Source organism: Acinetobacter sp. ANC 7912, from assembly GCF_039862785.1.
Classification (GTDB): Bacteria; Pseudomonadota; Gammaproteobacteria; order Pseudomonadales; family Moraxellaceae; genus Acinetobacter; species Acinetobacter thermotolerans.
Window position 1 is genome coordinate 1 of the sequence record NZ_CP156799.1, and the last position, 6,373, is coordinate 6,373.

Annotated in this window: 7 protein-coding genes; 6 read left to right on the forward strand and 1 reads right to left on the reverse strand. The window is 36.8% G+C overall.

Annotated elements, in window-relative coordinates:
• The first annotated feature begins 332 nt into the window (after positions 1–332).
• Positions 333–1,220, forward strand: coding sequence for a zonular occludens toxin domain-containing protein (locus ABEF84_RS15515; protein ID WP_404798977.1), 888 nt, complete (start codon positions 333–335; stop codon positions 1,218–1,220).
• 685 nt (positions 1,221–1,905) lie between these two features.
• Here ABEF84_RS15515 and ABEF84_RS15520 read toward each other — a convergent pair.
• Positions 1,906–2,100, reverse strand: a complete 195-nt coding sequence (locus ABEF84_RS15520; protein WP_247166053.1) for a hypothetical protein — start codon at positions 2,098–2,100, stop codon at positions 1,906–1,908.
• A 125-nt stretch (positions 2,101–2,225) separates the two neighbouring features.
• Between ABEF84_RS15520 and ABEF84_RS15525 the strand changes: the two genes are divergently transcribed.
• The 5 genes from ABEF84_RS15525 to ABEF84_RS15545 all read left to right on the forward strand — a co-directional run bounded on the left by ABEF84_RS15525 (position 2,226) and on the right by ABEF84_RS15545 (position 6,220).
• Positions 2,226–3,449, forward strand: a complete 1,224-nt coding sequence (locus tag ABEF84_RS15525) for a phage/plasmid replication protein, II/X family (RefSeq protein WP_347473867.1) — start codon at positions 2,226–2,228, stop codon at positions 3,447–3,449.
• 13 nt (positions 3,450–3,462) lie between these two features.
• A complete protein-coding gene (locus tag ABEF84_RS15530) occupies positions 3,463–3,753 on the forward strand; it encodes a hypothetical protein (protein WP_347473868.1) in 291 nt (96 codons plus the stop codon).
• Between the two features lie 476 nt (positions 3,754–4,229).
• The gene (locus tag ABEF84_RS15535) at positions 4,230–4,508 is read left to right on the forward strand and encodes a hypothetical protein (protein ID WP_347473869.1); all 279 of its coding nucleotides are present in this window, start codon (positions 4,230–4,232) and stop codon (positions 4,506–4,508) included.
• Positions 4,509–4,640: 132 nt separating this feature from the next.
• Positions 4,641–5,951 (forward strand): virulence factor TspB C-terminal domain-related protein, encoded by a 1,311-nt coding sequence (locus ABEF84_RS15540; RefSeq protein WP_347473870.1) that lies wholly within the window; start codon positions 4,641–4,643, stop codon positions 5,949–5,951.
• Complete coding sequence (locus ABEF84_RS15545; protein WP_151725911.1) at positions 5,948–6,220, forward strand: DUF2523 family protein; 273 nt, start codon at positions 5,948–5,950, stop codon at positions 6,218–6,220. The genes ABEF84_RS15540 and ABEF84_RS15545 overlap by 4 nt, the downstream gene beginning before the upstream one ends.
• Positions 6,221–6,373 lie beyond the last annotated feature (153 nt).

The window sequence follows — 6,373 nt, forward strand, 5'->3', positions numbered from 1 at the left end:
CTGACGAATTTGCTTATTGTGTTCGAAAAGTTGGTCAAGGTGTTGATTTAAAAGATGAAGTTTTTCATTTTGATAATAATTACTTTGATTTTTTAAAATCATCAGAACGTATTGAAGATTATTTTTATCGCTCTATTTTTTATAATGAAATTATTGAACGAGTTAATAAAGAACATAATCTTTCTTTAAATAAAGTCCGACCTGTTAGAACTATCTATACCAATATCGCTGGCTTAGAAATTGATACAGTCCGTCCTATTCCATCAGATGCAGACTGGCGCAAGCTCCCAGATGGCTCTTATGTTGTTTATGATGAAATCCAGAATATTCCTATATTTTCATCTGAAAATAGGGGAGTTGATCCAATTGTTAAAGACTTAACTATTCATCGTCATCGTGGTTTTGACATTGTTGGTATTACTCAATTTCCTGATCTTGTTCGAAAAGAATTTAGGGCTTTAGTTGGTCATCATCGTCATTTGGTCAATTCTTTTGGTCTTAAACGCTCTACACAATATGAATGGTCAACCTGCAAGATTGATCCGAATGCGTTTAAGAATAAGGCAACAGCCGAAATTAAAGATACTTTTGCCTTTCCACCTGATCTTTATAAATATTACCGTTCTTCAACTGCTCATACACATAAGCGTCGATTGCCTTGGCGCTTTATTATGATTTTATCTGCTGTCTTAATTGCTTGTATTTCCTTATTTACCTGTACTTTTTCAAAGGAAAATAACGTAGTTAGACAGATTGCTACAGGTACTCCACATGATTCAGCCAAACCATCAAGCGATAAATCTGATTCTAAGCAATCACCAGCAACAACAGAAACAGGCTCTGAGAAAGTTCAGGGGGAAAATGACAATCCTCTTAATACTTCTAACAATGAATCTACTCTGGATATTGAGCCAGCTTATGACCCTGCCGATCCATTCGGCTATCAGCCTGTTCAGTTCGTTCAGCCTACAAGTATTCGGGTTTTTTCTGGTTGTTTTTGTAGCAAGAAATCATGTAAAGCTTATGACCAGCAGGGAACACAAATTAACGGAATTGATCCAAAACTCTGCAAAGGACTTATGGAAGACAGTTCAAACAGACCATATAACTATTTCAAACAACAGGCCTCAAGCAATCAAACGACTAATTCAGGTCAGCAACCACAATCAGCAGCTCCGCAAACTGAAAACGCTTTACCTGTTCAAGAATCATCTGCTTGATATTAATTAACGAGTGTCTACGAGTGACACGCCACCCATTAAAATTATGATTTTTCTTTCCCTGATTACAAAATCCGGTAAGATGAATCTAATAGGGGCAAATAGAGGGCGTGTTCCGCCCGAACTGACATAATATGGATTTCAAAGGTTTTTTTAAGTGGTGCTTTAAGTTTTTTATAATGCTTTTAATTATTGGCTTTTTGATACGGTTTTTATACTCGATTTTTTAGCCACTGGAGAGATCAATGCTTACCAGGGAGATTGGCATTATGTATCACCTGGGAAGTTATCCTGGGAAAGCATAAAATTTCGTAAGTTATTGATTCTTTGTTCTGATCATTTTTTATTGTTGGCAAAATATTACATTTGACCAGGTGTTATCCTGGTGAAAATCTTATAAGACTGATTTCGTATAATGTAGCCGAAGATTATGTTACTAAGCCCCAGTGAGAAAATAGACCGTCTCACGGGGCTTTTTAACATCAATCTTCATTATACGAACATCTGTCTGCGCATCATGACGAACGCGAGGAGCTTCGACGAGTGTGAGGAGTAGGGCGCTAAGAAAAAGGCACACTACTGTCTAATAGTGTGCCTGACTCTCGAAAGTTTTTTGCAATTCGCTCTATGAGCTATATATAACGGAGCTTTCAGAGTTATCAAGAATGTTTCGCATTTAAGCCAATTATTTAGCTATAACCCTTACTTGTCCACTTGTTGTTAATTCAGTTTCATTTATACATTGTTCTAAAATAATATGTACAAGCTCGCTTTCTTTTATTGGCATTAAATTTCTATTAATCAATAGTTTATTAAGCTCAATACATTTTTTTCTAAGCATTTCTTGCTCTTTATCGTTTAGCCTAACTGTAATTGCCATTTTTTAACCAATCTGTATTCATCTAACATGTTGTCAATACTACTTGTATACATGTAATTTGTGCTTGATATTCATGTGTACATGTATTAAATTTATCTCAATGTAATTTGTATACATGTATAAAAATGCTCGATTTCCTCCGTTTAGCGATTCCAATCATTCCTACGCATGTGCGTAGTTTTGATAATCACCATCAGTTCAATGGTGATATTCGCGATTATGGAGTTCCAGCAGCAACACGCCATGTAAGTAAGACAGATGACGGCCAGACCATAACAGGGGACTTGTATCACCCTTATGAAGCTCTACCAAGTGACTATACAGATATGGCTGTTAAGTTTTATACCAATACTATGAATACAGTACCTTATGTTGAGTTAAAAGCATCTCCACTTAAGCTTTTACAGGGTCACAATGTTTATGGTTTTGAATCTATAGAACTTGGTGCTATGCACATGCTTGGAATGTTTTTTGAAGCATTTCCTAAATTGAGTGCGATTCTTGATAGAGATAAAACAGAAGTTCTTTGTCTTGATACTACTTATCTTTTTAGATTGCCTCATCAGAATATGGTTCAGCCAGTTCTTGACTATATGTCCAATCTTGCATCTGGCCACCGTAAAGCGCGTCAAGTCAAATACGATAATTACATTACTTGGGGTAACGATGGTGCAAGTGTTCGTCCTAAAGCGTATGGCAAATTTGAAGAAGTAAAAGCCCAATTAAATAAGGTTCAGAAACAAGCAGAGAAGGGCTGTATGCGCTCTAAATCACTTGTCATGGCTATGCATGATGCTTTGCCTTTTGCTAATGCTGTTTTACGTCTCGAAGCACGTATTACTAAAACGTATCTAACTAAAAACGGTTATCCGTCTAATTTATTTCAGTTAATTAATTTGCAACATGAACAGCCAGAATTATTGCTACGCCTCTGGCACGTAGCTTTTGACCCGATCTTAGACACAATGAAGGGTAAATATATGAATTTTTCAAGTGATGGCGAAATTTTAGATTTACTCAAATCTAAATTAGTGACTTATACAAAGACTGGTAAAGAAAGTTTTACAAAAGCTAATAACGCTATGAAGTTTTATTCTTTGGTACGTCAGATTGGATTAACTGCAACTAAGGGTTTGTATAGTGAAGCTCAATTTTATAAATGCCTTAATTCATTATTAGATTGCGGTATTTCAAAATCTCACATTCAAAACCTTCATAAGAATCCTAACGGCAAAGTTATTCCGTTTGTCCGTATGTTTGAACTCAAGATGTGCGACCAGCAGCCATCTGACTATCAAATTCCAGTTTCACAATACAGTCCTAAAAAGGGCTTATATCTAGTTGCCTGAGGAGGCTATAACCATGCAAGTTCAATTTAATAAACGCACAATTACACCAATTGCTAACAAGTATCAGGATAAAAAAACAGGTGAAGATAAGCTTTCCCTGAAAACCACTGTGTTAAGTCCTGTTCAATATAGTTTAAAACCTACACCTGGCATGATGCCAGTTGAACAGATCCAAGCAGTCCTTATTGAGTGTGCGGAAAATTATCAAGAAGTAGAAATTGAATTTGTTGAACGTCAAACAAATTATGGTGCAGAGATGCAAATTTTCAGTGTTAAGCCAGTGCTTAAGAAAGTTGGAGCTTAGATATGGATTTCTGTTCAGGGTGTGGCCAATATTTTGTTAATGAACAAGATTTATCTTTTCATGAATGCTTTGCATTTAGAAAGCTTAGCAAAATCAAAGGTTTAAAATACATTATTTCGTATAATGTATAATATGTAAATAAATCAATAGGTTAGGGTAATAATTATAATGTCACAGCTCATTTATAAGTGCAAGAAATGCGGTGCTAAATTCTCTGATCAATTGGTTTATTGCAAGCATTTTTATAACTGTACAAAGAGAATTTAAGAAATGGCAAGCATCTGTGAAATTGTCGAAGAAAGCACAAATGCCTGCCTTAAGTGGGTCGAGTACACGCCAGTAATCGACCAGTTAGCAATCACAAAGGACGATGCACTTTTAATCTTAACACCGATTGCAAGTATCTACGTCCTTTTGATTGGGTGGTCTTTCATTATGCTCATCTACCACCAGAGCAAATAAAAAAGGAGACGATTATGTCTAATTTAAAAAACGTAGAACGTATGGAAGCAACTGTTCAACAGGGTAAAAAAACTTGGTTCCAACGTCATTGTCCTACTTTTGCTGCTGCTGGTGCTGCTGTTGGTTCAATGGTAGTTGCTTCTAGTGCAAATGCTGCTGGTGTTGCTGATCTGTTTACCGAAATTTCAACTGAAATGAGTGGCGTTTCAACTGGCGTTTTGTCAATTCTAACAATCCTTGCAGGTGTAGTTGCGTTGCTTCTTGGTTGGGCTTACGTCAAGAAAGCACGTTAATTACTGCTCGAATCTCCCAGCTTCGGCTGGGATTTTCGTATAAGGGGGAAGTATGGAAAACGCATCTATTTTTTATTGGTTATTAGTCATCGTTCCTTGGGTTGCTTTACATGGTATTTGGAGAGTAATCAGATGAAAAAGTTTTTAACTGTACTTCTTACATTTACTCTTTATTTCAATTTATTTACTACGGCTCATGCTGCCAATGTTGGCGGTTGGACTTTGGGCGGTGGTGTTGCTCAAGGTGCTTCTACTGTTTATGAAGGTACAAAAAGAGTTGTTATTGATGGCGTTGATTACATAAAAAAAGGCACTGCAAAAATTACTCCCCCTGCAAGCGGTGTTGCTAAAGTCCTCGCTCGTGGTGCTGCTGGTTATGCTCTTTCCGTTGCTGTTGAACAGTTGTTAGGCTCTGTTGATTGGGTTCTCGATCCTGAAAATAATGCAATTAAATATTTTCCTGAAGTAAGTGATTGTCAATCTTCAGGCTGTCCACATGCTCAAAAAGTTTTTACTGTTTATGGCGATGATAGACAAAGATATCTTTTTGATTCTCTAACTACTGCATGTGCTTTTGTTGCAACTCAAAGCAATCAAAGGGACTATACCTTAATCAGTACCAATATGGCTAATGCCGAAAATGGTAATTGTTATTTTCATTCTAAGCGTTATCCCGATCTGCGTAACTGGGATTTGAATTATCAAATTCCTTATGTTTCAAATCCTGCTTACAATCCCAATGCAGAACGTGAGGAAAAATCTATTCCTCTAGAAACTGTTGCTCAACAAGTAATTTCAAATGCTGAAAGTGGTGATGCTTCTGCACAAGTTGCTACTACTGCCGCTGCTGCTGATATTGTTGCCGAAGCTGAAAAAGATGATGCAAAAGCTCGTCCTATCGTTCAACAGTTAGAAGCATCTGCACAAACAAAGCCTGCTGATGAAGCTGCTGCTGAAAAAGCCAATGAAGCTACTGGAGAAGCAAAACCTAATACAGCTAATCCTGAAGCAACCGATTTATCAATTGAATTTCCTGTTTTTTGTGGTTGGGCACCTTTGGTCTGTGAAGCTGCTCAAGTTGTTATCTCTTTTCCTCAAACTCTTACAAATTGGTGGGAAACAGGAAAATCAAAGGCCGAAGAATGGGCTACATCAATTTCTGAAGCCTGGACTGCTGTTAAGGATTGGGCTAAGTCAGAACAACAAGATGACACTGAATTAGATATTCCAGAACAAGAACAACCAGATATAGATACTGATATTGCTTTTGGGGGTTCATGTCCTTCCGATCGTGAAGCCGAGGTCAATATGGGCGTCGGTATCATCAAATTACCTATCTCTTATGAGCCAATTTGTACAACTGTTTCTACAGCTAAACCTGTGCTTATTTTTGTCGGTTTTTTTATTGCTGCATTAATTATTGGTGGGGTGAGATCAGAATGAGTTTATCTTCTTTATTACAGGATTTACAAAAGGGCGCTCTTAAAAATATCCTGACTGGTGCTGGTGTTGCTCTTACAACTTCATCAATTTCTTACATTGCTTTTCAACAGGCGGTTAATGCTGTTCAACAACAATCTTACGGTATACCCGGTGATTTGATTGCGATTCTACACTTAGCCGGATTTGATATTTTCTTTTCAACTGTACTTGCTGCAATCGTGACAAGGCTATCACTGAATGCTGGCAACTTGGCATTAAAGAAGATTTAAAATGATTCGTTTAGATACAGGAACACCAGGTGCAGGCAAAACGTTAATTAACGTTCGTGATATTGTTCAATTAGAAAAACTAATCAAAAAATATCATTCTTAATCCAAAAATATATGAAACTAATTTAAAGCTTATCCAGGATAAAAGTTTAT